The following is a 25,091-nucleotide window of genomic DNA, read 5'->3' as shown; positions in this document are numbered from 1 at the left end:
TTATTGATTCCCTAAAATAATTGGCATTCCACTTTTACCAGAACCAATAATAACAACTTTGCTGTTAGTAGAATTAGCTAACCTGTTTGTAGCTTCAATACCTTTATCTTGTAAAATTTTATCAGTTAACGATGCACTTAAAATTCTATTGGCGTCAGCTTTACCTTTTGCTTCAATAATTTGCTTTTCTGCTTCTTTTTGAGCTGTTACTAATCTAAACTCATATTCTAAAGACTCTTGCTCTTGTTTTAATTTTCGTTCAATTGCTTCTTTAATAGTTGATGGCAAGGTTACATCTCTAACTAAGATTTCATTTAACTGAACATACTGTTTTTCTAATATTTTTTTTGTCTCTATAAATATTTCATCTTGAATAGCATCTCTTTTACTAGAATATAACTGTTCTGGTGTATAACGACCAACTACACTACGCGCTGCTGAACGAATTGCTGGCTGAATTACACGTTGTAAATAATTTTCACCTAGCGTTTGATGTAAGTTTCCTAAATCTTTATAAACTGGTTGATACCAAGCTGAGGCATCTATTTGAATTTCTAATCCGTTAGATGACAACACTTTCATTTTTTCAAAAAGCTCTTGCTGTCTTACTTCATATACATGTACTTTATTCCAAGGAGCAACTACATGAAAACCTTCTCCTAATGGTGGCTCATCTGTTACAACTCCTCCTCCAAACGTTTTATACAACACTCCTGCTTCTCCTGAATTGATTGTTACCGTAGATTTTGCTATGAAAACTATTAAAACTATGGCTACAGGAATTAACAATCCAAATTTCGGAAACTTTAACTCTACTTGATTTCTTGTCATTTTTTATATGTTTTACTCAAATGTACAATTAAATTTATGAACCACAGTTTTCATAATCGCATTCTTGTGATGTAAATTCAAGTTCAAGAGTAATATGTTCCAAATGAAAATCATCATGCAAAACCTGTTTAATTTCTTGTTTTATTTCATGGCTTTTTTCCCAAGACATTTCTTTTTCTTCTAGTACTAAATGGGCTGTAAACACGTTGTATTCCCCATCCATAGTCCATAAATGACAATCATGAATGCTCTTTACACCTTTCATAGAAACTATTCTTTGTTGAATTTCTTCTACAGAAATATTTTCAGGAGTTCCTTGTAATATAACTCTAAGACTCTCTTTTATGTTTTTATACACATTATACAGTACAAAACCAGCAATAGCGATAGATAAAACAGGATCTAATACTGGTACATCCCAAAACTGCATTACAATACTTGCAATCAATACTACTCCCCAGCCTAACACATCTTCTAATAAATGTAATGAAACTACTCGTTCGTTAATTGAAGTTCCTTTTTTTAATTTTAATACAGCTGCTCCATTAACTATAATTCCTAAAACAGCTAACCACATCATACCTTTGGCATCTGCGTTTTCTGGATTGATAATTCGAGGAATTGCTTCTTTAATAATAAATACTGAACCTATCACTAATACTATCGAATTAATAATAGCACCTAAAAGAGAAAATCGTTTATACCCGTAAGAATACTTCTTGGTTGCCTTTTTTGTCGATTTTTTTTGAAAATACCAGGATAGTCCTAAACTTAAGCTATCGCCTAAATCATGCAGTGCATCAGACATAATAGCCAAACTATTGGTATAAAAGCCTCCAATAAATTCAATAATTGTAAAAGCGAGATTAAGAAAAAAAGCTACAGCTATATTCCCTGTAGAGTTTCCATGTGAATGATTATGGTTGTGTCCCATGTTTTTATAAATTGACTTTAAATGTATAAAAAAGATGCATTACAACTAAACAAGCGATTATGGATTAAATAATCGCTTGTTGTTTTGTTAATGGGCATGACCTTCCATTCCGCCTGCCATTTGTAATAACTTTCCTTTTAAAAAGTGTGCTCCTTTAGTTACAATAGTTACATTATAATTATCTTCTTGAATTGTTTTTATTGCTACAAATCCATTATCCGAACCTCCAACAGTTACCTCAACAGGTATAAATTCACCTGCTGACTTTTTAACAAAAACAAAATGTTCTCCTTCATTTTCTATGACTGCTTCTTCAGGAACAGCGTATACTTCATCTCCTCCTAACAAAATCTGAGCATTGATAAACATTCCTGCTTTTAATCGATTTTGCTCATCTTCAAAATGCCCATGCACATTTACCGTCTTCGTTTGTTCATCTACTTTTTGGCTTATTAATTTTATATATCCTTCATAAGTAAGATTTATTCCGGAAGGTTGAAATTCGAACTCATCTCCCTTCTTTATTTTAGTTATGTCTGTTCCAAAAACATTTAACTCCGCATGCATATGATCATTATCTATTATTTCCATCATCTCTGAATTAGCTGCTAAAAACATTCCTTTGTTTAAATTATTCTCCACAACATAACCAGAAATCGGAGCCTTTACATACACATATTGTTGAATCCCATTAGCTGCAACTGTAGTAGGTGATAATCCTGCCATTTTTAACTGTGCTGCATAGCTATTCGCTAAACTTTTTGCCGATTGATAACTTCCTTCAGCTATTTGAAATGATTTTTTGGAGGTAATATCGTTTTCTAACAACATTTTCTTTCTTTCATAATCTGCCTTAGTTACTTTTAATTTATTCACTGCTTCAAGGTAAGCATATTGTAACTCTATAAAGTTAGGATGCTGTAATACCGCTACTGTTTGTCCTTTTTTCACCTTATCACCAGGTAACAAATCTGTTTTATAAACAAACGCTTCCAAAGGGGCATATATAGTGGCTTTACTTTGTGGTGGCACCTCTATTGTTCCGGTTACTGCTACTTTTTCTCTAATCTTTCTCTTTTCGATTGTAGCTGTCTCTATTTTAGCTGTTACAATTTGTTGTTGGGTTAAATGAATTCCATTTTCATTATGATCTTCATCGTTCGTTACATTTTGTGTTGTTTTTTCTGCTGTTGCATGATCGTGGTCTGAATGGTCTTCTTTTGTTGAGTTACAACTAACAACGATAATGATAGTTACTAATATTATTACTATTTTTTTCATGTGTATATTTTTATTCTTTTATATAAAACTCGTAGGCTATTACTGTTTGGTTAAAACTATTAACCAGTGATAAATAGTTTTGCATTACCTGAAAATAAGCGGTAAAGCTCTGATTATATTGGTAGGCGTCAATCTCTCCTACCTTATAAGCTAATGCTAGTTTTTTTATAAACTTTTGTGCTTGTGTAACTGTTGAATGAATACTTACTAACTCTTCATTTAAATACGTAAGCTGTTCTTGTAAGCTTTTATAATTATTCTGAATTACCATAGCTTTGTTATTATTCTCATAAGCTATTTCTTCTTGTATAATTTTTTGCTCTTTAATTTTTGCATTATTAGACCAAAAAGAAAGTGGAATATTTACTCCTACATTAAAACCTGTATAACTGTTCTCATTTCCTGTTTTTCTATTAATTACACCAGCTGTTAATGCTGGAAAATAAGTTGATTTTGCTACAGACACACCTTTAGCCGCTACCTTATTTTGTTGCTCTAAACTTTTGATAAAGTCTTTTGACAACGAATCTTTTTGAATTAAAAAGTCCTTTTTTTGAGGTAGTTTTTCAAGCGGTTGTATCAAATAATCAATTTGTAATAATTGCTTTAATTCATTTTCTACTTGAATGAAATCTTTGTATACTTTATTCTTTTGTGACTGTACTCCTAACGATTGTAAAGAGGTTAAATCGTTTTCTAAGCCTCCTATTTCTCCAGATGCATGCAACTTATCAGCTATTTCTTTTATTTGATTGGTACTAAGCTGTTGCTCTTCCATTATCGATAACAATCCATATAAGTAATTCCACTGTTGGTATAAACTTCTAGCCTTTCTTACTGTTTCTTTCTTTGTTATATTATTATTAATCGTTGCTAAAGTATTTTTCTCTTTAGCCAACTTCTTTTTTTGAATATGCGTTAAAATAGAACCGAAATTCTGATTTACAGACCATTCTTTTTCCGCTATGCCATTGGCTACACCAACATCTTGGTATTGAACTGTTGTCGGATTCAATTCTATTGCTTTACCAATTCCTGCTTTGGATTTTTCAATAGCTAAGGTTGATTTTTTCATCAATACCGATTTTTGCAACGCCAAATCAATAACTTGTTGTTCTGTTAACTTTTGAGGCACTTCTTGTGCTTGAACTCCAAAAACTCCAATTGCAAATACTACTACAGTTACTATACTCTTTTTCGCTTTTAAGTTTACTTTCTTTTCAAAAAGCATATACAACACAGGTAAAATAAGTAAGGTTAATAAAGTTGCAGACACCAATCCTCCAATTACTACGGTAGCTAAAGGCTTTTGTACCTCTGCTCCTGCTGAGGATGATAATGCCATAGGTAAAAACCCTAATGAAGCTACAGCTGCGGTCATAATAACAGGACGCAAACGCACCGAAGTTCCTCTTTTCACAATTTCTGTAAGGTCTGATATTCCAATGGTCTTTAAACGATTAAACTCAGCAATTAAAACGATTCCATTTAACACCGCTACACCAAATAAGGCTATAAAACCTACTCCTGCTGAAATTGAGAAAGGCATCCCTCGTAACCACAACGCGAAAATTCCACCAATAGCAGACATAGGTATTGCTGTAAATATTAATACACTTTGTTTAATAGATTTAAATGTAAAATATAGTAACAAAAAGATGAGTAATAACGCTACTGGTACTGCAACGCCTAATCTGGCACGAGCCTCTTCTAAATTTTTAAAAGTTCCTCCATACGTAATATAATATCCCGGATCGAATGTTATTTTATCTGAAACTTTGCTTTTTAATTCGTTTACAATACTAGCTACATCACGTCCTCTTACATTAAAACCAACTGTTATTCTACGCTTAGCATCATCTCTTTGAATTTGGTTAGGCCCTGTTTTAAAATCTACAGAAGCTACTGCAGTTAACGGAATTTGTGCCCCGGTTGCAGTTGTAATGTATAGTTTACGAATATCTTCAATACTAGCTCTTCTATTTTTTGCTAAACGTACTACCAAATCGTAACGTTTTTCACCTTCATATACTGATCCTGCACTTTGACCTGCAAAAGCTGCATTTACGGTAGTGTTTACGTCTTCAATGTTGAGTCCATAATAGGCTAACTGACTTCTGTTATACTCAATTACAATTTGTTGTAGTCCCGTCATTTTTTCAACATACACATCTTCTGCTCCTGCTACATCTGGAATAATTCTACTTAACTGATTGGCATATTTTACCAATCTGTCTAAATCTTCTCCATAAATCTTAAGTACTACATCTTGCCTAGCACCTGTCATCAACTCATTAAATCGCATTTGAATAGGTTGTTGAAAGCCGAAAGAAACACCTAACATGTTTTCATCTAACAATTGCTGCATTTTTTCTGTCAGTTCATTCTTTGTGCTAGCTTTTGTCCAATCATCTTTTTCTTTTAAAATAATAATGATGTCTGAAGCCTCTATTGGCATAGGGTCTGTAGGAATTTCAGAAGAACCTATTCTACTAACTATTTGCTCTATTTCGTCTGGAAACTCCTTTATTAACAGCGCTGATGCTTGGTTGGAAACATCAATAGTATACGACAGCGAACTTCCTGTTGATACAGTAGTTTGTACTGCCAAATCTCCTTCATCTAAAGAAGGAATAAACTCTGATCCCATTTTAGAAAAAGTGACTAAACTGAGTATAAAAATAGCTACTGAACCTATCACTACTTTTATTTTATGAGTTAACACAAAGTTGAGTATTGGAGTGTATACATTTTGTAATGCTGTGATGATTTTATCTGAAATATTCTTCTTGTTATTGATTGTTTTCTTTAAAAACAACGAACTCATCATAGGTACATAAGTAAGCGATAGTAAAAAGGCTCCTAAAATTGCAAAACTTACGGTTAATGCCATTGGTTTAAACATTTTTCCTTCAATACCTACCAAGGCAAGAATTGGTAAGTACACAATAAGGATAATGATTTCTCCAAAAGCCGCACTTGTTCTTATTTTTGAAGCCGACTCATACACTTCATCATCCATTTGATTTTGGGTTAATTGCGTTCCTGATTTTTTTAACCCTAAGTGATGTAGTGTTGCTTCTACAATAATTACAGAACCGTCTACAATAATACCAAAGTCAATTGCTCCTAAACTCATTAAGTTTCCAGAAACGCCAAACACGTTCATTAAACTAATAGCAAACAGCATTGCTAACGGGATAACCGACGCTACAATTAACCCCGCTCGTAAGTTTCCTAACAGCAACACCAAAATAAAAATGACAATTAAAGCCCCTTCAATAAGGTTGGTTGATACCGTTTTTATGGCTTTGTCTACCAATTTAGTTCTATCTAAAAAGGGTTTTATGGCAACTCCTTCTGGCAAACTTTTTTCTATTTGTGCTATTCTTTCTTTTACATTCTCAATCACTTTTGAAGAATTGGCTCCTTTTAACATCATAACAATAGCACCTACCACTTCTCCGTCAGTATTTCTTGTCATTGCGCCATATCGTACCGCATGCCCTAACTGAACTTTCCCTATATCTTTCATCAGTATAGGTGTTCCGTTTATATTGTTTTTTATGACAATATTCTGAATGTCTTCTGGAGTTTTTATCAACCCTTCACTTCGAATAAAGTACGCTTTCGGGTTTTTATCAATATATGCTCCTCCTGTATTTTGATTGTTCTTAGATAATGCCTCAAAAACCTCGTTTATACTAACATTTAACGATTGCAAGCGTTCTGGTTCAATAGCTACTTCATATTGCTTTAAAAAGCCTCCAAAGCTACTTACATCAGCTACTCCTTCAATTCCTAAGAGTTGGCGACGAACAATCCAATCTTGAATAGAGCGTAACTCCATTGCATCGTATTGTTTTTCGTATCCTTCTTTGGTATATAACGTATATTGATAAATTTCACCCAATCCTGTGGTCACTGGTGCCATTTCTGGTGTTCCTACTCCATCAGGAATTTGATTTTTGGCTTCTATCAACCGTTCACTAATTTGTTGACGCGCCCAATAAATATCGGTACTTTCTTTAAAAACGATTGTAACGACACTTAATCCAAATCGAGAGAAAGAACGAATTTCTTCGATATCTGGAATGTTTGACATGGTAATTTCTATAGGAAACGTCACTAAACGTTCTATATCTTGGGCTGATTGTGAAGGTGCTGATGTTATTATTTGCACCTGATTATTGGTAATATCTGGTACAGCATCAATAGGTAATTGTTTTAGAGAGTAAATTCCCCAGCCTATTAATGCCACAACCAATGCTCCAATAATCAATTTATTTTTAATTGAAAATTTGATAATGTTATCTAACATTTTGTATTGATTTAATTCTAGTGTAACATAATTTCTACCGGTTATTATTAAATAATCGGCACAACAGTTTGTAGTTCTTGTTTACACAAGAGCTACTGCTGTTAGTAATAGGAAAATAGAATTAAAACTTTGGTGGCTGGAAAATAGCCGATAAGTATGAATTATAATAGGTGTTTCTATAGAAGTTAATACGGTTTCTTACTTCTAAGAAAATAGGAATATTATAACTATAGTCAGTCGGAATAAAATCTGCTGTAATTGTAATTACGTTACAATGATGGTGGTGTTCTTTGTTTTTTTCTTCTTCTGTATCATTTTCATGATGTTCATCTTGATGCAAAGTATTAAAACTTTCAACATGAACCTCAGTTTCGCTTTCAAAAACAATAGCATCTACATGTGCTTCTAAAGGAGGCACAATTAACAGTAAAGTTAATAATATGATGATGCTTTTTTTCACTAATCTAGTTTAGAGTTACAAAATTATAAAATTTTATGAACCTTCTTTGTCCAATCTGTCTTTAACGTATTCAATTTTTGTTTTACCATGCGCAAAAGGGCTTCCTTCTTCATCTAAACTTACCATAACAATTTTATCAATTGCGATAATTGTTTTTCGAGTTATTTTGTTACGAACCTCACAGCTTAAGGTAATAGATGTTGTTCCAAACTTTACTACATCAATTCCTATTTCAACAATATCTCCTTGTTTTGCTGAACTAACAAAATTTATTTCAGACATAAACTTGGTTACTGTTTTAGGAATTTCTAGCTGAATAATAGCATATAACGCTACTTCTTCATCAATCCATTGTAATAATCGTCCTCCGAAAAGTGTTCCGTTAGGATTTAAATCTTCTGGTTTTACCCATTTACGTGTGTGAAATCTCATCGTATTTATTGTTCTATATTTTTAGCTTCAAAAGCTACTAAATCGTTATTTACAAAGGTAAACGTTATTTGTATAGGATTGCAACAAACCTCACAATCTTCTACATAGGTTTCAGATGTACTAGCATCCAACAACATGGAAATTTCTTCCCAACAATGCGGACATTGAAAAAAGTGCTCATACATCATATTTTACCATAATATTTTCTAACAAACCACTCTATAGATAGTAAAACTATAATCAGCAATAACAACCATTTCCAATCAACTAAACTTTGTTTTTTGGTAATAGACTTTTGAGTGGTATAAAAAGATGCATCTTCTTGTATCTTTTTTAATAATTCGTCAACTTTATCTACATAAGCAATTGCTCCATCTGTTTTTGATGCCAATTGTTCCAATTTTTTAAAATTAGCATTGGTAAATTGCTCTTCTATCTGATAATCTTCAATCTTAAACCTCCCTGAACTTCTTATATTTTGATTCTTTACAGTTACAGTATATGAATATTCTCCTGAGGCTAATCCTTCAACAGCAACTTGATATGAGTTATTAAATAACGAAAACGGAATGCTCTTTCTAGCTTTTGTTTCTAAGTTAGTTACTGTCAGCTCTAAAGATGCTCTGCTATCAAATTGGTAGTTTTTATCAACATAAAATGCACTTATAGTTATAGGTTCATTAGCTGCATACAAACGTTGCGCTTTTACATCTAAACGTTTTCTCTTTTTGGTGGATGCTAAATACTGAACTAAATTTCCTACAAACGTATCAAAGCTTTCAAAGTTTTTCTCTTTTAAATAACTGGCTGCTCTCCATTTCCAAATACCCTCACCAAATAGTACTGCATACTTTTTATCATTCTCTTCAAAGGTTGACAATAACGGTTGAGTGGTTTCTACGCCTGCATACTTCTGATACAACAAGCTTTGAGATTCTTTTTTAAGCTGTACCTCTCCAAACTTGTCTTTTAGTGGTGGAAATTGACCAAAACCTATATCCTCTTGATAAAAAGTTAAAAAGTCTGGATTGTAAATAGCAGTGTATTCTTCTTTTTGATTAATGGCTCTTTTTTGAACTCCCAAACCTTGACTATTCAAAAAGTTCCAATCTGTTTTAGTTCCTGATACCAGTAAAAAATTAGATTGTATTTTTTCTAAAGTTGCTTTAAAATAACTGTTAGGCTGATACAAAACAAAAAACTGATATGCATCTAAATCTATATTTCTATCTTGTATCAAAGCAATGTCTACTTTGCGTTGTTTATTGCTCTCAATCGCTTTTTTAAGCGCTCCTAAATCTGGGTGTAAAAAAGAACTTAATAGTAAAACCTTGGTTTGCTCATCTAAAACTTCTACTGAAAAGCTTTTATAATTGTTTTTCGTGTTTTTTTCATTCGCTATACTACTTATCGATGCTGTATAATAGTGTACTCCTTTGGTAGCAGACACTAAGTTGGCTGTAACAGTTTGTACAGGATTTTCTGGTGAAAAACGTACTCTTTTAGAGAAAACCCTGCTCCCGTTTTTTACGATTGAAAAAGTAGTGTTTACCGTTTCTTTTCCTTCATAATACAACAACGCCTCTACAGGAAACTTGTTCTTTACATAGCTGTACTTATTCACATTTAACTGTGAAATTTGAATGTCTTGATATTGAATAGTATCCCCTATAACTACAGGAAATACTTTATGCTTTGTTGATGAAAACTCGTAATCATTCCCTTGGGTTTGATTTCCATCAGTTATTAAAATGGTAGCTGCATTTTTATCTTTATTCAACTCATTAACAGCATCAATTGCTTTTGAAATATTGGTTTGTGTTTCAGCAAACGATAAACTATCCAACACCTTAATATCATTCCCGAACGAAAAATACTGTACGTCAAATTTATCTTGAAGTTCTTCGTTACTTTCTACTTTTGATATTACTTCTTGAACCTTTTTTTCTTCTTTAAAAAACTGAGTAGATAGTGAATTATCTACCAATACAGATAACACAGGTTTTATGTTCTCTGTTTCAAGAGTTGTTATCTTCGGATTAATGAGTAGTAACCCAATTAAAAAAAGACTTAGTGCTTTTAAGCTAAAAAGTAAGATATGTACTTTCGGAGTTCTATTTACCTTATAGAAATATTGAAAAAAAGCAATGGCTACGCTTATTAATACGGCTAATACAATGTAAATTATAGTTATTGACTCCACTCAGCTTATTTTAGTATGTGAAGATAAAAATATCTAACAAATAAAAAGACCTTTTCTTCTTTTTCATTTATGATCTGAATCATAAAAAACTAGTTATCAGTTATATATTTTTATCATAAACTAATATGTATGGTAACTACTGAAAACGTAACCACTGAAAAAACACTTCAAAAAACACTTCAAAAAACAAATAGTATGGGAATTACGGCTTACATCAATAAAAAAATTGCTGAAGGAGAACGAAATAGCATTGGTGTATCTATTATATTAATTACTGTAGGCTCTATGATTTCTTCCATTACAGCTGCTTTAGCCGTAAATGGCGAGGTTAATTTATTTGCCCTAATTTTTGCTTGTGTAACGGCTATGGGCGCTAATGCTACCGCCATAAGCCAACAACCTTTTAAAATAATTGCATGGGCATTTATTATTAATATACTTGGTAATATTTCGTTGATTTTTTACCTACTTGCTACGTAGTTGTAGGCTTCGGCTTAGCTTCAAACATTCTAAAAAAGAGCATAGAAGCTATGTTTCTTGCTCTTTCTTTAGCTTCATGTGCTTTGGTTCCGTCAAAAAGTTCATCAACCGTTTCAAACCACAATTGCAACCAGCGTCCAAAGTGTTCCTGATAGATAGCATACTCAAAATCTCTATCTACATCTTTGTGTGCTTTCATCGGATTTCCTTTAAACTTTCTAACAAAAAACAAATTCGTTTCCCAAAAATCGGTGAGCTTTTGTAAATGAGGTTCCCAAGTTTCTTCTGGAATTGTTTTCAAAAATATAGGCCCTATAAAATCATCCTTTCTAATTTTATCATTATAAAAGGTTGATACTAACTTATACACATCTTCCCTATTTTCTATGTCTCTTTTATCCATTTACAAATCGTTGTTGAAATACGCTACAAAAGTATATCTTTATGCAATTGCAATTTATGACTTAAATCATAATGATTCCAGAAGAACTCTTATTAAAATATACCGCTGAAACGAAACGTTTTCAAAAAGACGAAATTATTTTTTCTGAAAAACAAACTGCACATTATTACTATCAAATAATAAGCGGAGTGGTTAAAATGAATAATTTTAATGATGATGGTAAAGAGTTTATTCAGGGAGTGTTTTATAAAAACCAAAGTTTTGGTGAACCACCTTTATTTATCGATGTAAAATACCCTGCTAATGCGGTGGCAATTTCTGATAGTACTATTCTAGCCTTGTCTAAAAGCAACCTGTTTAAATTACTGCAAGATAATCCTGAAATTCATTTAAAAATCACCCAGAGTTTAGCAAAACGTTTGTACTACAAAGCTATTATCGCTTCCGAAATATCTAGCCAAGAACCTGCCCATAGAGTTCTCCGCTTTATTGATTATTTAAAAGACGATGTATATAAAGTTGAAGGAAAATATTCATTTAAAGTAGCCTATACTCGACAACAAATAGCCGATATTTTAGGTTTACGCGTAGAAACGGTTATTCGGGTCATAAAATCTTTAGAAAAAAAGGGAGACCTAAAAATTAGCAAACGAAAGGTATATCGTTAAAGCTTGCCTAAAGAGACCATTTGATAAAATGTGTTACTAACCATAAAAATTAATAGGTTTATGGGATTCCGTAAGAATTTGTACACCCCTTGTCGTAAGTTCGCTGGGATTGTATAATTAGTTAATAAATACCAATAACTCGTTCATAACTTTATTTTAGGTAATGTATTGATTATACTATATTTGATAGCGTATAAACAAGTTGTAACCAATTAAAACATATCTCAAAAATTTGAAGAAAATCTCAACAATAACTAGAAGAAATATTTTTGACTTTATACAAGTTGAAGGATTTTGGTGGTCTGGTCGATTAGAAGAAGTGGACTTTTTATCCAGAATGTTCGATTTAGAGAATATGCCATCATATGACGGAAGATTTGAAAATGCATCTGGAGATATTTGGCAACATAGAGTAAATAATCCAGATGATTGGGAGGATAATTGGATATTTTATGATGATAGGTTCAATTTACTAAACTGTGACGATTCTATCTTTTTAGACTTTCTGTGTGAGATGATTCATCCTTTGGTTAGGAATGAATCTTCAGATGTAAATAAAATGCTTCAAATATTTAATGATAGTCTAAAAGATGACAATTTTGAGCTCGTAGAAAAAACAAGAATTTCAAACAAACCAATATTTGTTGGTAGACTTAAAATAACAGGTAAAGATTCTATTCAAAAAAAAGGACAAAACATCAAAAAAATCCTGACAGCTGATTATGTATCTCAACAGATTAATCTGATGGAGTCTTCAATTGAGAATTCACCTCATATTTCAATTGGACTAGCTAAAGAGTTAATAGAAACATCATGTAAATCAATATTTGATGAAAGAAACGAGGTTTATGACAAGAATTGGGATTTGCCCAAGTTAATGAAAGAAACTACCAAACTGTTAAAATTAACCCCTGATGATATTCCGAATGAAGCAAGAGCTGCAAGTTCGATTAAGCAAATTTTAGGTAGTTTATCATCAGTAGTTCAAGGAATTGGAGAAGTGAGAAACGAATATGGAAGTGGACACGGCAAAGATGGAAAGTTTAAAGGTTTACAGCCAAGGCACGCTAAACTAGCTGTTGGTGCTGCATCGACTTTAGCAATATATTTATTAGAAACACATAAACTCAAAAAATAACTGGTTATAACAATGGTCTCGCCTACTTCTGAAAATTCTCGCGGATTTTCAGTATGGTGTGTACTTGCAAATTTAAGTGCTAAACCGAGCAACTACTCATAGCCGGAGACGTTGGCTACAATAAGAGAAAATGACAAACAAAAAACAATATTCTTTACTTTTTGTACAAACTGTCGAACGACTAAATAATAGGGTAAGACAATTTGTGGAAAAAAATAGTGACATTTTAGAGTTGACAACTGACGACCCAATGGAACTTTTAATAAAAGATAAATCCAAAATATCTGACTTTCAATTTCTCATTCATAGTCCAAATCAAGATAACAGGAACAAAATACTTTTCAAAGCGGATTACAATCCAGCAAATAATATAGCAATCGGTACTAAAAAAACAGTTGCCGAAGAAAAATCGATTCTGGTTATTTTAGAACAATGGACTAACATAATTCGTTCTTACAATAAAGCCAGTTGGACACCTGAAGAAAATATTCTTAATGAATATGAACGTGAATTTTATGAGAATTTTGAAATTTTGGATGAAGACGCTGACAAAAATCCTTACAAATTAGAGAAGCAAATAATTATACACAATTACTTTGTAAAAGTTATAAAAGTATTAAAAGACAATGAAGAAGATAACGCTGAATTAATAAAAGAAGCGGAAGAAATTAAAGACAACATTCCCAAAATGACCAAAAAGGCTACTGTCAAAAAGATTAGTAAGTTTTTTGCAAATGTTAGAAAGAAAAGCCTGCCTCTATTGAAAGAAGTTTTAGAATTAGGTCGTAAAGAAGTTTTTAAAAGAGGAATAAAGTTTGTTCTTGACAATATCGGAGATTGGATTGCATTAACTGGGTAAATTACTGTAGCAAATAAAGAACTAAGGTAAAACAAGAAAATTTTACAAAAATTTATCTCAAAATACTTTTATCGTTCATATCATACGACAAACCACGTCTTATTAAATACTTCCTAAATACTCTCCCAGCGAATCTTATTGATATTACGGCACGGGTCGCTGATACTACAGCATGCTCCGTTGATACCACGGCATGGGTCGCTGATACTACAGCATGCTCCGTTAACACCACGGCACGGGTCGCTGATACTACGGCACGCTCCGTTAACACCACGGCATGGGTCGCTGATATCACGGCACGCTCCGTTAACACCACGGCACGGGTCGCTGATACTACGGCACGCTCCGTTGACACCACGGCATGGGTCGCTGATACTACGGCATGCTCCGTTAACATCACGGCATGGGTCGCTAATACTACGGCACGGGTCGCTGATATCACGGCATGCTCCGTTAACATCACGGCATGGGTCGCTGATACTAAGGCATGCTCCGTTAACAACACGGCATGGGTCGCTGATATCACGGCATGCTCCGTTAACACCACGGCACGGGTCGCTGATATCACGGCATGCTCCGTTAACATCACGGCATGGGTCGCTGATATCACGGCATCCTCCGTTAACACCACGGCACGGGTCGCTGATACTACGGCGTGCTCCGTTGACACCACGGCATGGGTCGCTGATATCACGGCATGCTCCGTTAACTCCACGGCACGGGTCGCTGATACTACGGCATGCTCCGTTAACTCCACGGCATGGGTCGCTGATTGTTCCGTTGTGTTGAGAAAAGCTCAGCGAAGCTCGCTTATGGTTTCGTTGCGTTGAGGAAAACTCAGCGAAGCTCACTTATGGTGACTATCCAATAAGGTGTGTCATAAATAATAAAATTGATAGATTTATAAAACTCCGTAATATTTTATATACATATTGTAGTAAGTTTATTGGAGTTACATAATTAATTAACAAATACCGATTACTCATTAATAACTTTACTTTAAATAACGTATTAGTTTTAATACATTTGAAAACGTATAAAAAAAGGTGGATGCAAAAACTGAAAAGTTAAGTATTAAACCATGTTATTCATATCAGAGTTCGTTATGCTTCATATGAACAAAAAACAAAGAAATGGCAGTTCCAAAAAATAAAGAAGAATTGATTTTTGAAATTGAGAATAACTATTCCAAACTGAAAAAGGACTTAGAAAGTATTCCAACGGAACTGACCAAAGAAAAAGAACTCGAAGGACATGCAAAAGAAACTAAAATGAGTGTGTCAGATTTGGTTGCTTATCTTGTTGGTTGGTCTGAACTCGTCCTGAAATGGAATCACCGACAAGATAAAGGACAAATTGTGGAATTTCCAGAAACAGGATTTAAGTGGAATGAATTAGGGAAACTTGCTCAAAAATTTTATTCTGATTACGAAAATTTTGATTACAAAACACTTCTAACCGAATTGGACAGAAATGTAGGAAAAATATTAGAGTTAATTAAAACGAATGACAACGCAGATTTGTATGAAAAACCTTGGTACGAAAAGTGGACTAAAGGAAAAATGATACAATTAAACACTTCATCACCATACAAAAACGCAAGAAGCAGAGTTCGAAAGTGGAAAAAACAGAATGAAGAAAAAATACGAACGTACAACAAAGAATTAAGGTAAAAACTAATGCGTTTACTAAAAATACTTTTTAAAGAACACTCTAAACGAAGCACTTACTTATCATTTACTCATAAATACAAATTAACAACTTAAAAAAAGAAGTAAAACACATATCAGCCCTAAAAACATACCATACATTGTAGTTTTTACCGTAAGTTTGTCTAACAAATTTAAGTATTCAACATGACAACTTTATTCATAAACATTAAAGAATTAATACAAATTAGAGAAACAAGTACTAAAAAAGTATCAGGAGCTGCGATGAACATTTTACCTACCATAAAAAATGCTTTTTTATTGGTTGAAAATGGTATTATTACCGACTATGGTAGTATGAAAAAAGCTCCTATTTCTGCTGATAAAACGGTGGATTGTACTGGTAAAATGATGTTGCCTACTTGGTGCGATTCTCATACACACATTGTATATGCAGGCAATCGTGAACAAGAGTTTGTAGATAGAATTAATGGTTTGAGTTATGAAGAAATTGCCAATCGTGGTGGTGGTATTGTAAATTCGGCTAAGAAATTACAAGAAACTTCAGAAGAAGAGCTATACCAACAATCAGCAAAACGCTTAGAAGAAGTAATTGCTTTAGGTACTGGTGCTGTTGAAATAAAATCTGGTTATGGTTTAACCGTAGATGCTGAGTTAAAAATGCTACGTGTTATAAAAAAGCTACGAGAGAATTATAACATTCCTGTAAAAGCTACTTTTTTAGGGGCACACGCCTTCCCTACTGAATACAAAAACAACAGAGAAGGATATATCAATGTAATTATTGAAGAAATGTTACCTAAAGTTGCTGAGGAAAATCTAGCGGATTTTGTAGATGCTTTCTGCGAAACGGGATACTTCTCAGTAGAAGATACCGACAGAATTTTAACTGCTGCGCAACAATACGGATTAACACCCAAAGTACACGTAAACCAGTTTACAACTATTGGCGGGGTTCAAGTGAGCATAAAACACAATGCCTTGTCAGTAGATCATTTAGAAGTAATGAACACAGAAGACATTGAAGCCTTGAAAGGAACGCAAACCATGCCTGTTGCCTTACCTTCTTGTTCGTACTTTTTAAGTATTCCATACACCCCTGCTCATGATATTATAAATGCAGGATTGCCGTTAGCCTTAGCTACCGATTACAACCCAGGGTCTACACCATCAGGAAATATGAATTTTGTGGTAGCAACAGCTTGTATTAAAATGAAAATGACACCAGAAGAGGCTATTAATGCAGCAACTATTAACGGAGCGTATGCGATGAATTTATCAAACGAGGTTGGAAGTATTACCAAGGGAAAAAAGGCGAATTTAATCCTTACAAAAGAAATTCCTTCGTACGGATTTTTACCGTATTCCTTCGGAAGTAACTTAATTGATTCAGTGTTTATCAACGGAAAAGAGGTTCAGTAAGCTAAACTATGTGTAAACTGTCATTCCGAATAGTAATAAGAAGCCGTTAGATTTCTCCTTTCGTTACACTTTAGTTCGAAATGACGTTTTCTAAAAAGACAATACAATATGCTAACAATATTCAACGAAAAAGACATACAAGAGTTTGTTGCCCCACGTGAAGGCGAAACAAAATTAGGTGAGTGCGTTGCGGTTATCGACTCCAAAAAAGAACTACAATCAGAACTTAAAAATTCCTCTGCTTCTTTTGTTATTTTAGGAGTTCCAGAAGATATTGGTGTTCGTATGAATGGTGGAAATGGTGGTGCACACACTGCTTTTATTCCTGCTTTAAAGTCGTTTTTAAACACCCAGCAAAATCAATTTATTAATGGAAACGACATCCTAGTGTTAGGATATTTAGATTGTTTGGACGATGTATATAGTTTTGATGTTTCTGACAGAGAAAAAGGTGATTTATTAGTAAAAGCAATAGATAAAGAGCTTTCTAAGCTTATTAAAATAATTGTTGAGAGTGGTAAAACTCCTATTATCATTGGTGGTGGACACAACAATGCTTACGGAAATATTAAAGGGCTTTCTGAAGGGAAAAATCAACCTGTAAATGTGATTAACTTAGATGCGCATACCGATTTACGTCGTTTGGAAGAGCGTCATAGTGGTAACGGATTTTCGTACGCCTTACAAGAAGGCTTTATTCAAAATTATTTTATGTTTGGGTTGCATGAAAACTACACGCCTCAATATGTGTTTGAAATGATTCATGATAGTTTAAACTTAGAGTATAATACGTTTGAAGAGTTAGAAGTGTATCACACTACTTCTTTTAAAGGCGAATTACAACGTGCTGAAAGTTTTATAAAAAATGCTCCTTTCGGAATTGAAATTGATTTGGATTGTGTGCAGCATTTTCCAAGTAGTGCTATGACACCTAGCGGATTTACTCCACAACAAGCTCGTAGATTTATACATTATTTTGGAACGCTACAAAATGCTTCTTATTTACATATTTGTGAGGGAGCCCCTGCAGTTGTTAAAGATAAAATAGCTAACGGGCAAGTAGGAAAATACATTAGCTACTTAATTTCTGATTTTATTAAGGCTAAGAGTAATTAATTATACTACAGTTAATTTTTTTAGTAAAAAATAGAACCACACCGTTTAACTTTAGGTGTGGTATTTCTTGTTTAAAGAAGTTCTGAGGTAAAAAACAAGTAAGTTTTATACTCTTTATAAACCAATACATTTATTTATACTTGGTAATGTAAGGTTACTTCCTTTTTGTATGAACTTGTTTTAGTAATTTAAATAGGCTTTTAAGTTTTCAAAAGAAACAAATTATAATAGAGTTGATTATAAAGTTTTTAACTACACTCCTCTTTATTCTTCTAATTTTGAATTTTCTGAATAAGTTCGCCATTTTTCTAAACAAGCGGTAATATCTTCTGGTACTTCAGAGTTAAATTGTAAAAACTCTCCTGTTGTTGGATGTGTAAAACCTAGAGTTTTTGCATGCAAAGCTTGTCTTGGCAACACTTTAAAGCAATTATCTACAAATTGTTTGTATTTAGTAAACGTAGTTCCCTTTAAAATAGCATTCCCACCATAACGTTCATCGTTAAAAAGTGTATGTCCAATATGTTTAAAGTGAGCTCTAATTTGATGCGTTCTACCCGTTTCTAACTTACATTGTACCAAGGTTACATACGTAAGTCTTTCAAGTACTTTATAATGAGTAACAGCATGCTTACCATGCTCACCATCAGGAAAGACATCCATTTGTAAGCGATTTTTAAAACTACGTCCTATATTTCCTTCAATAGTTCCTTCATCCTCTTCAATATTTCCCCAAACTAAAGCATAATACAACCGTTCAGTAGTACGATCAAAAAACTGCTTTGACAAATGTGCCATTGCGTATTCTGTTTTTGCAACTACCAATAATCCACTTGTATCTTTATCAATACGATGTACTAAACCAGGACGTTCATTTGAATTTTTGGGCAGGTTTTCTATGTGATGAATTAGTCCGTTCACTAATGTTCCAGAGTAATTTCCATGACCTGGGTGAACTACCATTCCTGCTGGCTTGTTTACCACTATCACTTCATCATCTTCATACACTATATCAATAGGAATATCTTCTGCTACTAATAAGTTTTCGTGAGGAGGATATGTTAACACCACTCTAACTACATCTTTTGGTTTTACCTTATAGTTAGACTTTACTACCACATCATTAACTAAAACATTACCTGCTTTAGCTGCTTGCTGTATTTTATTTCGAGTAGCATTTTCAATAAAATTCATTAAAAACTTATCTACTCGCAATGGTACTTGACCATCTGTTGCTACAAACCTATGGTGCTCGTATAAATCATCATTTTCTATCTCTGGAGTATTATCTTCCTGCATCAATCAATTTATAAAAATTAGTATCCGTTACCATCCCCTAAAATCAAGTCGATGGTTGTTTGTTTTGGTAATTTAGTTCCCGGTTCAATTTTTTGTCCGTTATACTTTAATCCACGAACCACATCTTTTCCTATATCGTGTACCCAAGTAACCTTAGTTCCTACTTTAAACCCTATTGAACGTAGGTGTGTTGTTGCCTGACGTCTGGTACGTCCATTTAAATTAGGCACTTCTACATCTCTATACTTTGACGGATTTAAGGTTAAGTATATTTTACGCTTTTCTTTTACAAAATCACCTGCTTCCGGATCTTGCTCAATAATTGACTTCTTAGGATAATCTGGATTATAACTTGCACTGTCAATTACCACAAAATCTAAATTTAATTCACTTAATTTTTGCTCAACATCAGCTAACGACATTTTATGTAAGTCAGGTACTTGTATTTTTTGATTGTGATTTGTTGTAACTCCTAACCACCATTGTAAAACAAATACAAAAACTAGTATTGAAACAACTGCTATAATTACGTTTTTTAAAAAAGATTTACTTTTAATAAACTGAAATAAACCTTTAAAACTTTCTGTAAAATTACTCATATCATTTTTTTGTAAGATCGCACAAATTTACAGTAAAAATATTACTATTTTAAATTCAACAAGTCTTAAACGAGTTTTTTTGGTAAGTTTGTATAATCCAACGATTGGATTTTAGACAAACAATGATAAAAACAGTAATTGAAATACATTTGAAGTGAAAAAAAACATCGCTATTATTATGGGAGGTTATTCCTCTGAAGTAGGAATTTCTCTAAAAAGTGGTAATGTAGTTTACAAACATATTGATACAGAAAAATATAACGCGTATAAAGTTCATATTTTAGAAAATAAATGGGTGCATGTTGATGACAACGAAGAAGAATATCCAATAAACAAAGAAGATTTTTCAATTGTAATAGGTGGGCAAAAAATTACATTCGATTGTGTTTTTAATGCTATTCATGGTACACCAGGCGAAAACGGTATTATCTTAGCTTACTTTGATCTTATTGGTTTAAAACACACCTCTGCCCCATTCTACCAAATGGCTTTAACCTTTAATAAGCGTGATACCTTAAGTGTAGTGAAACAATACGGAATAGCAACAGCTGTTTCTATATATCTAAACAAAGGTGATGAGATTGATTGTGATGCTTTTATTAAAAAAGTAGGACTTCCTTGCTTTGTAAAACCAAACGGAGCAGGTTCTAGTTTTGGTATATCTAAAGTATATACTAAAGAAGAGTTAATACCTGCTATAGAAAAAGCATACGAAGAAGATACTGAAATATTAATTGAAAGCTTTTTAGATGGAACTGAGGTTTCTGTTGGAGTAATTCAATACAAAGGAGAAACAAAAGTACTTCCAATAACAGAAATTGTTTCTGAAAATGATTTCTTCGATTATAAAGCTAAATATGAAGGTCAATCTCAAGAAATCACTCCTGCACGTTTAATTGATTCTCAAAGAAAGAGAGTTAAAGAAGTAGCCAAACGTGTATATGAAATTTTAAATATGCGTGGTTTTTCTCGCTCTGAATATATTTTAGTTAACGATGAACCACATTTTATAGAAATGAATACTGTTCCTGGATTAACAGAAGCAAGTATTTTACCACAGCAAGCCAATCATGCGGGTATTTCTTTAACTGAATTATTTGGAAACGCTATTGAAATGGCTTTAAATGACAAGATATAATGAAAAGAGCAATTTTTCCTGGATCTTTCGATCCAATTACTTTAGGACACTTAGATATTATTGAACGTGGTGTTACCCTTTTTGATGAATTAATTATTGCAATTGGGGTGAATGCCGATAAAAAATATATGTTTTCTCTAGAGGAGCGTCAACGTTTTATTGAAGAAACTTTTAAGCATGAGCCAAAAATAAAAGTACTTACTTATAGTGGACTTACTGTAAACTTTTGTAAAGAACAAGACGCTCAATTTATTTTAAGAGGTTTACGTAATCCTGCCGATTTTGAGTTTGAAAAAGCCATCGCACATACTAATAGAAAACTTTCTGAAATTGAAACTGTGTTTTTACTAACCTCTTCAGGTAAAAGCTATATTTCTTCATCTATTGTAAGAGATGTTATCAGAAACGATGGAGACTACACAGGCTTGGTTCCAGATGCAGTTAGAATTTAAACTTTTTAAAACTATTCTTTTGAAAAAACTATTTGTATTACTCCTAATATTAGTTACTGCTTGTAAACAAAAACCTACAAAAAAAAACATCGAATTCACCACCCTGTTTGAAACATCAAACGGAACGGAGACTCCTACTTATAAAGAGGTTATTTCTTTTTATGAAGAGTTGGCTAACACTTACCCTGAAATTTCATTGTTTGAAATAGGCACTACAGATATTGGAAAACCTTTACATTTAGTTGTTTTTAATACTGATGGAAAAACCAATATTGAAGAACTTAAAAATTCTTCAAAAAATAGAATTTTAATCAATAACGGTATTCATCCGGGGGAATCTGACGGAATAGATGCTTCGATGCTATTATTACGAGACATCGTTCAAAATGATTCTTTAAAAAACAAGTACAAAAATTCTTTAATTTGTGTTATTCCCTTATACAATATTGGTGGCTCCCTAAACAGAAACTCACACACAAGAGCCAATCAAAATGGTCCAAAAGAATACGGTTTTAGAGGAAATGCTCGTAACTACGACTTAAATCGTGATTTTATTAAACAAGATACTAAAAATGCCGCTACATTTGCTGAGATTTTTCACACTGTAAATCCAGATGTTTTTATAGATAATCATGTAAGCAATGGAGCAGATTATCAGTACGCAATTACACATCTATTTACACAACACAATAAATTGGGAGGAAATTTAGGTGAGTTTATTGAAACAAAAATGCGTCCTGAAATAGAACATTCTTTGGCTGAGAAAGGAATTATTATTACTCCTTATGTAAATGTTTGGGGAACAACTCCAGAAAGTGGTTGGTCACAGTTTTTCGATTCACCTAGATATTCTACTGGGTACACTACCCTCTTCAATACCTTAGGATTAATGGTTGAAACTCATATGTTGAAACCGTATAAAATTAGAGTAGAACAAACCTATGAATTGTTGTTTTCTGCTTTAGACTTTTCCAAAGAAAACAGTAACAAAATAAAAGATTTACGAAAAAATGCTGTTGAAGAAATAATAAACAAAAAAACATATCCTATTCTATTTACAGTTGATAAGAATAATCCTACTGCTCTTCATTTTAAAGGATACGAAGGAACTTTTATAGACAGTAAAGTTACCAATGGAAAACGTTTGTTTTATGATAGAACAAAACCTTACAATAAAAAAGTTTCTTATTATAACTACTTTGTTCCTACCAAAGAAATCGCCATACCCAAGGCCTATATATTAGAACAAGGTTGGCATGACGTTGTAGAACGATTAGAAAATAATAAAATTGAATTTACTCGTTTTGAAAAAGACACCTTATTAACTGTAGAAGTTCAGCACATCAAAGAATTTGAAACTCGAAAAACGGCATACGAAGGTCATTATTTACACTACAATACTGAAGTTACCCAAACAAGAGGTCTGCAAGTTAAATTTAATAATGGAGATATTTATATTCCTACAAACCAAACAGGAATACGTTATATAATAGAGACCTTGGAAGCTGAAGCTATTGATTCTTTCTTCAACTGGAATTTCTTTGATACTATTTTGCAACAAAAAGAGGGATACTCTTCTTACGTTTTTGAAGATATTGCTGAAGAGTTTTTAAATAACAATCCCTCATTAAAACAAGAGTTTCTTCAAAAAGTAAAAACAGAAGAAGATTTTGCAAAAAATGCGCAAACACAATTATATTGGGTTTATAAAAAAACACCTCATTATGAAAAAGCTCATAAGAAATTACCAATTTATAAGTTATATTGATAATTTTTTAACCTCTTAGTTACATTTTCATACATTTGTCACCGATTAGGAACTTGATTTAAATGAATAAAGACCCATTAAAATCTGTTTGTGAGCAAAAAAATTTTGAAGAAGTTTTTAACCAACATTCACAAACATTGAGAAATTATATATATTACAAATGCGGCGATCTCCAGCAAGCTGAAGATATCGTACAAGAAGCGTATATAAAACTATGGAATAATTGTGCTAAAGTTGTTTTCGAAAAAGCTAAATCTTATCTATATACAGTAGCCAACAATCATTTTTTAAACGATGTTGCTCACAAAAAAGTTGTTTTGGAACATCAAAAGAAAAATGTTTCTTCTGGTAAAACTAATGAAACTCCTCATTTTATTTTAGAAGAAGAAGAATTTCATACTAAGCTTAAAAAAGCAATAGCCAACTTGCCTGAAAAACAACGAGAAGTTTTTTTGCTTAGTAGAATAGATAAGAAAAAGTATATTGAAATTGCAGATATTGTTGGAGTTTCTGTAAAAGCTGTAGAAAAAAGAATGAGTAAAGCATTACTTACTTTAAAAGAACAGATAGGTAAAGTATAACAAAAGTAATATTTGTGTTAATTAGGTAGGGTAATTAATCTTTTACTTGTTTTTAATACAAATAGCACGAATAGATTAGAAAATGAATATAAATTATAAAGAAGAAACCTTTTTAGCAAGATGGATAGCCAATGAGCTAACAGCGGAAGAATTAAAAGAGTTTCAAAAAACAGATGTTTATCATCAATTTAAAGCTATTGATGATGCTTCTCTAAATTTAAAAACACCTTTTTATGATAAGGAAGAGGCTTTTAATAAACTCAAAACAGACATCAAACAATCTAAAGCTAATAAAAAAGTAGTGCAATTAGTTCCTAAATGGATGTATGGGGCGGTTGCTTCTGTTATATTATTAATTAGCTTCTTGTACTTTAATAATAATACTGTTGATTTTTCTACAAAATACGGAGAGCAATTAACTATTACATTACCTGATAATTCTATAGTATATTTATCACCTAAGTCTGAAATTAGCTATGATAAACAAAACTGGAATAATAAAAGAGAGCTTTTTTTGACAGGAAAAGCTTATTTTGAAGTCGAAAAAGGAAAGTCTTTTACTGTAAAATCTAATGAAGGTAATGTAACTGTACTAGGAACAAAGTTTACAGTAAATACATCAAAAAATTATTTTGAAATTGAATGTTACGAAGGTAAAGTTAAAGTTACGTCAAAAAGTAAAGAAGAAATTATACTAACTAAAGGGAAAGCTTATAGGAATTATAATAACTCTGGTGAAAATTGGGAATTTGTAGGCTCTGTTCCCTCTTGGATAGAAGGAGAAAGCTCTTTTAATAATACTCCTTTACATCAAGTTATAAAAGCTTTAGAAAATCAATTTAAGTTAAAGTTCGATACTTCTAACGTTGACACTTCTAAACGTTTTACAGGTACTTTTACACATAAAAATGTTGATGTAGCGTTACAAACTGTTTTTGCTCCTATGAAAATTTCTTATAAATTAGCAGAAAATAGTTCAGTTATATTGACGTATTAATAAATGAAGATAAAATTAAGTATACTTTTTTTATGCTTA

24 protein-coding genes are annotated in these 25,091 nt (G+C 32.5%); 12 read left to right on the top strand and 12 right to left on the bottom strand.

Annotated elements, in window-relative coordinates:
• From ACXIHB_RS01655 to ACXIHB_RS01620, 8 genes are all read right to left on the bottom strand, one after another.
• Window positions 1-831 carry a prohibitin family protein gene (locus tag ACXIHB_RS01655; protein WP_462098745.1) on the bottom strand — a complete coding sequence of 277 codons (831 nt, stop codon included), beginning with the start codon at window positions 829-831 and terminating at the stop codon, window positions 1-3.
• A gap of 34 nt (window positions 832-865) precedes the next feature.
• Window positions 866-1,765 (bottom strand): cation diffusion facilitator family transporter, encoded by a 900-nt coding sequence (locus tag ACXIHB_RS01650; RefSeq protein WP_253680686.1) that lies wholly within the window; start codon window positions 1,763-1,765, stop codon window positions 866-868.
• 87 nt (window positions 1,766-1,852) lie between these two features.
• A complete protein-coding gene (locus ACXIHB_RS01645) occupies window positions 1,853-3,046 on the bottom strand; it encodes an efflux RND transporter periplasmic adaptor subunit (protein ID WP_462098744.1) in 1,194 nt (397 codons plus the stop codon).
• A 10-nt stretch (window positions 3,047-3,056) separates the two neighbouring features.
• Complete coding sequence (locus ACXIHB_RS01640; protein ID WP_462098743.1) at window positions 3,057-7,367, bottom strand: CusA/CzcA family heavy metal efflux RND transporter; 4,311 nt, start codon at window positions 7,365-7,367, stop codon at window positions 3,057-3,059.
• A gap of 121 nt (window positions 7,368-7,488) precedes the next feature.
• Window positions 7,489-7,827 carry a hypothetical protein gene (locus ACXIHB_RS01635; RefSeq protein WP_047790497.1) on the bottom strand — a complete coding sequence of 113 codons (339 nt, stop codon included), beginning with the start codon at window positions 7,825-7,827 and terminating at the stop codon, window positions 7,489-7,491.
• Window positions 7,828-7,860: 33 nt separating this feature from the next.
• Window positions 7,861-8,259 carry an acyl-CoA thioesterase gene (locus ACXIHB_RS01630; RefSeq protein ID WP_047790498.1) on the bottom strand — a complete coding sequence of 133 codons (399 nt, stop codon included), beginning with the start codon at window positions 8,257-8,259 and terminating at the stop codon, window positions 7,861-7,863.
• Window positions 8,260-8,264: 5 nt separating this feature from the next.
• A complete protein-coding gene (locus ACXIHB_RS01625) occupies window positions 8,265-8,444 on the bottom strand; it encodes a CPXCG motif-containing cysteine-rich protein (protein ID WP_047790511.1) in 180 nt (59 codons plus the stop codon).
• Window positions 8,444-10,462, bottom strand: coding sequence for a VWA domain-containing protein (locus tag ACXIHB_RS01620; RefSeq protein WP_462098742.1), 2,019 nt, complete (start codon window positions 10,460-10,462; stop codon window positions 8,444-8,446). The genes ACXIHB_RS01625 and ACXIHB_RS01620 overlap by 1 nt, the downstream gene beginning before the upstream one ends.
• Before the next feature lie 129 nt (window positions 10,463-10,591).
• On the opposite strand from ACXIHB_RS01620, the gene ACXIHB_RS01615 reads away from it, so the two are divergent.
• Window positions 10,592-10,942: a hypothetical protein gene (locus ACXIHB_RS01615; protein WP_159616762.1), complete on the top strand. Its 351-nt coding sequence runs from the start codon at window positions 10,592-10,594 to the stop codon at window positions 10,940-10,942.
• Here ACXIHB_RS01615 and ACXIHB_RS01610 read toward each other — a convergent pair.
• Window positions 10,935-11,345 (bottom strand): group III truncated hemoglobin, encoded by a 411-nt coding sequence (locus tag ACXIHB_RS01610; RefSeq protein ID WP_115901518.1) that lies wholly within the window; start codon window positions 11,343-11,345, stop codon window positions 10,935-10,937. The genes ACXIHB_RS01615 and ACXIHB_RS01610 overlap by 8 nt on opposite strands.
• A 71-nt stretch (window positions 11,346-11,416) precedes the next feature.
• On the opposite strand from ACXIHB_RS01610, the gene ACXIHB_RS01605 reads away from it, so the two are divergent.
• The 3 genes from ACXIHB_RS01605 to ACXIHB_RS01595 all read left to right on the top strand — a co-directional run bounded on the left by ACXIHB_RS01605 (window position 11,417) and on the right by ACXIHB_RS01595 (window position 14,010).
• Entirely contained in the window at window positions 11,417-12,013 is a 597-nt protein-coding gene (locus tag ACXIHB_RS01605) for a Crp/Fnr family transcriptional regulator (protein ID WP_462098741.1), read from the top strand.
• 232 nt (window positions 12,014-12,245) lie between these two features.
• Entirely contained in the window at window positions 12,246-13,151 is a 906-nt protein-coding gene (locus ACXIHB_RS01600; RefSeq protein ID WP_462098740.1) for an abortive infection family protein, read from the top strand.
• 130 nt (window positions 13,152-13,281) lie between these two features.
• Entirely contained in the window at window positions 13,282-14,010 is a 729-nt protein-coding gene (locus ACXIHB_RS01595; protein WP_462098739.1) for a hypothetical protein, read from the top strand.
• A gap of 52 nt (window positions 14,011-14,062) precedes the next feature.
• Here ACXIHB_RS01595 and ACXIHB_RS01590 read toward each other — a convergent pair whose 3' ends face one another.
• Window positions 14,063-14,767: a hypothetical protein gene (locus ACXIHB_RS01590; protein WP_462098738.1), complete on the bottom strand. Its 705-nt coding sequence runs from the start codon at window positions 14,765-14,767 to the stop codon at window positions 14,063-14,065.
• 376 nt (window positions 14,768-15,143) lie between these two features.
• Here ACXIHB_RS01590 and ACXIHB_RS01585 point away from each other — a divergent pair, with 376 nt between their 5' ends.
• From ACXIHB_RS01585 to ACXIHB_RS01575, 3 genes are all read left to right on the top strand, one after another.
• Window positions 15,144-15,683 carry a ClbS/DfsB family four-helix bundle protein gene (locus ACXIHB_RS01585; RefSeq protein ID WP_159615968.1) on the top strand — a complete coding sequence of 180 codons (540 nt, stop codon included), beginning with the start codon at window positions 15,144-15,146 and terminating at the stop codon, window positions 15,681-15,683.
• 183 nt (window positions 15,684-15,866) lie between these two features.
• Complete coding sequence (hutI, locus tag ACXIHB_RS01580) at window positions 15,867-17,102, top strand: imidazolonepropionase (RefSeq protein ID WP_462098737.1); 1,236 nt, start codon at window positions 15,867-15,869, stop codon at window positions 17,100-17,102.
• A 108-nt stretch (window positions 17,103-17,210) separates the two neighbouring features.
• Window positions 17,211-18,218, top strand: a complete 1,008-nt coding sequence (locus tag ACXIHB_RS01575; RefSeq protein ID WP_159615972.1) for a formimidoylglutamase — start codon at window positions 17,211-17,213, stop codon at window positions 18,216-18,218.
• 264 nt (window positions 18,219-18,482) lie between these two features.
• Here the strand turns inward: ACXIHB_RS01575 and ACXIHB_RS01570 are convergent, their stop codons facing one another.
• Both ACXIHB_RS01570 and ACXIHB_RS01565 read right to left on the bottom strand, forming a co-directional pair.
• Window positions 18,483-19,517, bottom strand: a complete 1,035-nt coding sequence (locus ACXIHB_RS01570; RefSeq protein WP_462098736.1) for an RluA family pseudouridine synthase — start codon at window positions 19,515-19,517, stop codon at window positions 18,483-18,485.
• A 17-nt stretch (window positions 19,518-19,534) separates the two neighbouring features.
• The gene (locus tag ACXIHB_RS01565; RefSeq protein WP_462098735.1) at window positions 19,535-20,116 is read right to left on the bottom strand and encodes a PASTA domain-containing protein; all 582 of its coding nucleotides are present in this window, start codon (window positions 20,114-20,116) and stop codon (window positions 19,535-19,537) included.
• A 154-nt stretch (window positions 20,117-20,270) separates the two neighbouring features.
• Between ACXIHB_RS01565 and ACXIHB_RS01560 the strand changes: the two genes are divergently transcribed.
• From ACXIHB_RS01560 to ACXIHB_RS01540, 5 genes are all read left to right on the top strand, one after another.
• Complete coding sequence (locus ACXIHB_RS01560) at window positions 20,271-21,254, top strand: D-alanine--D-alanine ligase (protein WP_462098734.1); 984 nt, start codon at window positions 20,271-20,273, stop codon at window positions 21,252-21,254.
• Window positions 21,254-21,706, top strand: a complete 453-nt coding sequence (gene coaD, locus ACXIHB_RS01555) for a pantetheine-phosphate adenylyltransferase (RefSeq protein ID WP_047788995.1) — start codon at window positions 21,254-21,256, stop codon at window positions 21,704-21,706. The genes ACXIHB_RS01560 and coaD overlap by 1 nt, the downstream gene beginning before the upstream one ends.
• Entirely contained in the window at window positions 21,690-23,474 is a 1,785-nt protein-coding gene (locus ACXIHB_RS01550) for a M14 family metallopeptidase (RefSeq protein ID WP_462099326.1), read from the top strand. The genes coaD and ACXIHB_RS01550 overlap by 17 nt, the downstream gene beginning before the upstream one ends.
• 62 nt (window positions 23,475-23,536) lie before the next feature.
• Complete coding sequence (locus ACXIHB_RS01545; protein WP_462098733.1) at window positions 23,537-24,055, top strand: RNA polymerase sigma factor; 519 nt, start codon at window positions 23,537-23,539, stop codon at window positions 24,053-24,055.
• Window positions 24,056-24,137: 82 nt separating this feature from the next.
• Window positions 24,138-25,052, top strand: coding sequence for a FecR family protein (locus tag ACXIHB_RS01540; protein WP_047788997.1), 915 nt, complete (start codon window positions 24,138-24,140; stop codon window positions 25,050-25,052).
• The last annotated feature ends 39 nt before the right edge of the window (window positions 25,053-25,091 follow it).

The sequence above is a fragment of the Tenacibaculum sp. IMCC1 genome (genome assembly GCF_054906355.1).
Note: the sequence above shows the minus strand (reverse complement) of the source record. Positions and strands in the feature narration are given on the sequence as shown.

Bases quoted from the DNA above. Each gene is read 5' to 3' on its own strand.
- ACXIHB_RS01655 (WP_462098745.1), bottom strand. From the start codon at position 831: ATGACAAGAAATCAAGTAGAGTTAAAGTTTCCGAAATTTGGATTGTTA.
- ACXIHB_RS01625 (WP_047790511.1), bottom strand. From the start codon at position 8,444: ATGTATGAGCACTTTTTTCAATGTCCGCATTGTTGGGAAGAAATTTCC.
- ACXIHB_RS01585 (WP_159615968.1), top strand. From the start codon at position 15,144: ATGGCAGTTCCAAAAAATAAAGAAGAATTGATTTTTGAAATTGAGAAT.
- ACXIHB_RS01605 (WP_462098741.1), top strand. From the start codon at position 11,417: ATGATTCCAGAAGAACTCTTATTAAAATATACCGCTGAAACGAAACGT.
- ACXIHB_RS01640 (WP_462098743.1), bottom strand. From the start codon at position 7,367: ATGTTAGATAACATTATCAAATTTTCAATTAAAAATAAATTGATTATT.
- hutI (WP_462098737.1), top strand. From the start codon at position 15,867: ATGACAACTTTATTCATAAACATTAAAGAATTAATACAAATTAGAGAA.
- ACXIHB_RS01550 (WP_462099326.1), top strand. From the start codon at position 21,690: ATGCAGTTAGAATTTAAACTTTTTAAAACTATTCTTTTGAAAAAACTA.
- ACXIHB_RS01575 (WP_159615972.1), top strand. From the start codon at position 17,211: ATGCTAACAATATTCAACGAAAAAGACATACAAGAGTTTGTTGCCCCA.
- ACXIHB_RS01570 (WP_462098736.1), bottom strand. From the start codon at position 19,517: ATGCAGGAAGATAATACTCCAGAGATAGAAAATGATGATTTATACGAG.
- ACXIHB_RS01645 (WP_462098744.1), bottom strand. From the start codon at position 3,046: ATGAAAAAAATAGTAATAATATTAGTAACTATCATTATCGTTGTTAGT.
- ACXIHB_RS01650 (WP_253680686.1), bottom strand. From the start codon at position 1,765: ATGGGACACAACCATAATCATTCACATGGAAACTCTACAGGGAATATA.
- coaD (WP_047788995.1), top strand. From the start codon at position 21,254: ATGAAAAGAGCAATTTTTCCTGGATCTTTCGATCCAATTACTTTAGGA.
- ACXIHB_RS01615 (WP_159616762.1), top strand. From the start codon at position 10,592: ATGGTAACTACTGAAAACGTAACCACTGAAAAAACACTTCAAAAAACA.
- ACXIHB_RS01565 (WP_462098735.1), bottom strand. From the start codon at position 20,116: ATGAGTAATTTTACAGAAAGTTTTAAAGGTTTATTTCAGTTTATTAAA.
- ACXIHB_RS01540 (WP_047788997.1), top strand. From the start codon at position 24,138: ATGAATATAAATTATAAAGAAGAAACCTTTTTAGCAAGATGGATAGCC.
- ACXIHB_RS01545 (WP_462098733.1), top strand. From the start codon at position 23,537: ATGAATAAAGACCCATTAAAATCTGTTTGTGAGCAAAAAAATTTTGAA.
- ACXIHB_RS01595 (WP_462098739.1), top strand. From the start codon at position 13,282: ATGACAAACAAAAAACAATATTCTTTACTTTTTGTACAAACTGTCGAA.
- ACXIHB_RS01610 (WP_115901518.1), bottom strand. From the start codon at position 11,345: ATGGATAAAAGAGACATAGAAAATAGGGAAGATGTGTATAAGTTAGTA.
- ACXIHB_RS01630 (WP_047790498.1), bottom strand. From the start codon at position 8,259: ATGAGATTTCACACACGTAAATGGGTAAAACCAGAAGATTTAAATCCT.